Origin of the sequence: Rhodococcus sp. P14 (assembly GCF_000256505.1) — a bacterium.
Taxonomy (GTDB): Bacteria; Actinomycetota; Actinomycetes; order Mycobacteriales; family Mycobacteriaceae; genus Rhodococcus; species Rhodococcus ruber.
Window position 1 is genome coordinate 1 of sequence record NZ_AJFC01000023.1, and the last position, 2,335, is coordinate 2,335.

3 protein-coding genes are annotated in these 2,335 nt (G+C 69.3%); all 3 read right to left on the reverse strand.

Annotation, left to right across the window (positions count from 1 at the left end; all coding sequences use genetic code 11):
- A partial coding sequence (locus OEY_RS0101870) for a phosphotransacetylase family protein (RefSeq protein WP_010592251.1) occupies positions 1-852 on the reverse strand: 852 nt, incomplete at its 3' end.
- An 84-nt stretch (positions 853-936) separates the two neighbouring features.
- Positions 937-1,785, reverse strand: a complete 849-nt coding sequence (catA, locus tag OEY_RS0101875; RefSeq protein WP_010592252.1) for a catechol 1,2-dioxygenase — start codon at positions 1,783-1,785, stop codon at positions 937-939.
- Between the two features lie 19 nt (positions 1,786-1,804).
- A partial coding sequence (locus tag OEY_RS0101880; protein ID WP_010592253.1) for a 4-hydroxyphenylacetate 3-hydroxylase C-terminal domain-containing protein occupies positions 1,805-2,335 on the reverse strand: 531 nt, incomplete at its 5' end.

Sequence of the window (2,335 nt, forward strand, 5' to 3'; positions counted from 1 at the left end):
GATGATCCCGGCCAGCGACGGAAACCCCTCGGCCGCATTGGCATTGACGAGGGCGAGGAGCACGTCGGAGCGGTCGGCGGGAGCGATGACCACGACGCTCTCGGTGAGGCGTTCGAGGATGTGCTCGGCGGTCATGCCGCCGACCATGACGCGCAGCGCTTCGCGGTGCAGCAGTTCCGGGTCACCGCTGTAGAGTTCGCCGTCGACCGCGGTGAGCAGTTCCCCCATGGTCGGCGCGACGAGGATCGGCACCTCCGGCAGCGTCCACAGCGGCACCCCCCGGTCGCCGACGGCCGCAGCGATCTCGTCGAGCCGGTCGGCGGGACAGCGGTTGACGACGATGCCGGTCAGGTGGGCGTGCTGGGCGGCGAGTTCGGCGGTGCACACGCCGGTCAGTTGCGCCACTTCGTCGGGGGTGCGCCGCGAGCCACGCAGGACGAGCAGGACGGGCGCGTCGAGATTCGCGGCGATGCGGGCGTTGTAACCGAGTTCGCTGGGGTTGGCGATCTCCGTGTAGTCGCTGCCGACGATGACGACGGCGTCGCAGCGGTCCGCGACGGCGTGGTACTTGACGACGATCTCGCTGAGGGCGGCCTCGGGGTCGGCGTGCACGTCGTCGTAGGTGGCGCCGACACACTCGTCGTAGTCGAGGTCGACGGTGATGCGTTCGAGGAGCAGTTCGAGGATGTAGTCGCGGTCGCCGTCGGAGCGGGCGATGGGGCGGAAGACACCGACCCGTGCGGCGGAGGCGCACAGCGCCTGGAGCAGGCCGAGCGCGACGGTGGACTTGCCGGTGTCGCCCTCCGGGGCGGCGATGTAGATGCTCGACACGGACTCGGCGGCGGCGCTCATGGCTCACACGATAGGCGGCTCGCCGCCGGTGCGTCCTTTGGGCTGCGGGAGCAACCCGAAAGACACACCGGCGGCGGGGCGGTGTCAGTCGGCGAGCGGGTCGAGCGCGAAGTCGTACGTGGCGACCCTGCGCCCGGCGTCGTCGGCCTGGGGGTCGAGGACGAGTTCCGGCTTCGTCGCCGTCGCGACGTCGTCGTCGAGCCACTCACCGCCGGCGAAGTACAGCTGGGTGACGATCGGGTGCCGGCCGGGCGCGGTCACCCGCAGGTGCAGGTGGGCGGGGCGCCACGGGTGCCAGCCGGCCGCCTCGATGAACCGGCCGGTGGGCCCGTCCGTCGGGATCTGGTACGGGGCCGGTTCGATGGTGGTGATCGCGTAACGGCCCTCGGTGTCGGCGACGACGGTGCCACGCAGATTCCACTGCGGCAGGTGCGGGGCGAACTGCGAGTAGTAGCCCTCGTCGTCGGCGTGCCAGATCTCGATGCGTGCGCCGTCGAGGCCCCGGCCGTCGAGGTCGGTGACCTGCCCGCGCAGGACCAGCGGGGCATGGACGCGATCCTCGTCGCGCATCGGGAGGGTGCACTGTGCGGGTAGTTCGGGGGCGCCCGGAACGTAGTACGGCCCCTCGATGCTGCCCTTGGTGCCGCGGAATCGCCGGGAGTTGACGTCCTCGATCTCGTGCTCGACGAACACGTCGAGCAGCAGGGGCCACTCGCCGCCCTCGCCGACGTCGATGAGCCACTGCTTGAGCACGCGGTACTCGTCGTAGGTGACGGCATGCTTCTGGATCAGCGCGCTGAATCCCGCGAGGGCTTCGGTCGCGATGGCGGACAACCGCTCCGGTGAGGTGTCGGCGGTGAAGCGTTCGCCCTTGAACTTGTCGGTGGCGGCGTTGCCGGAGGCGACGGCGGTGGGGCTTTCGGTGATGGTCATGGTGTCTCCCGGGAAGTGGTCAGGCGCGGCGGAAGTGGGACACGTCGTCGTTGCCGACGAGGTCGGGCACGGTCCAGCCGTCGAGGTCGTACTCGCTCATGAACTGCTCGGCCAGGCCCTTCATCGAGGACACGTCCCCGCGGCCTTCCGCCGCGAAGAGCAGCTCGGCCTTGACGTTCTCGTGGTTGCCGGCGTAGTTGCGCTCGTAGAGCTCGTGTCGGCCGCCGAATTCGGAGCCGATCGAGTCCCACAGCGCCTTCATCACCTTGACCCGGTCCACCGCGGTGATGCCGTCCGAGCCGCGGACGTACTTGTCCAGGTAGGGCCGCACGTCCGGATTCTTGAAATCGGCCGCGGAGGAGGGCAGGTAGATCAGGCCCGACGCGACGTCCTGCTCGATGATCTCCTTGATGCGCGGGTAGCCCTGCATCGCGAACATCCGGTAGGTCAGGCCGTACTCGAGTTTCGGGATGACGGTGTCCCCGATCCACGGTTCCGGGTTGTTGGCCATCGCGTCGGTGAGCGACCAGAACAGGTTGCGCCAGCCGAT